Source organism: Natrialba sp. PRR66 (assembly GCF_034808065.1).
GTDB classification, from domain to species: domain Archaea; phylum Halobacteriota; class Halobacteria; order Halobacteriales; family Natrialbaceae; genus Natrialba; species Natrialba aegyptia.
Window position 1 is genome coordinate 1 of sequence record NZ_JAXHGN010000130.1, and the last position, 268, is coordinate 268.

The following is a 268-nucleotide window of genomic DNA, read 5'->3' on the forward strand; positions in this document are numbered from 1 at the left end:
TACGTGTATCATCTCACATTTCACTCGATAATATTTCATTCAATAACATATTTTTGTTTTAATTTCGAACATCATGTAGTAGACTTAATTAATTTTTAAAGCTCATACGTTGTATATGAGCTTGAGTAGGTAACTTAACATCCTTGGCTAAACCAAGAGCTTCAAGTAGCTTGATAATGTAATATGTGAAATCAACTTGCCACCATTCTAGGCCATGTCTAGCTGAGTACTCAAAGGCATGGTGGTTGTTATGCCACCCTTCTCCGGC

The 268-nt window shown here is 35.8% G+C and carries 1 pseudogene; it reads right to left on the minus strand.

From position 1 onward, the window contains the following. Window positions 1–88: 88 nt before the first annotated feature. Window positions 89–268: pseudogene (locus SM755_RS23745) on the minus strand (acyl-CoA desaturase); the annotation flags it as partial.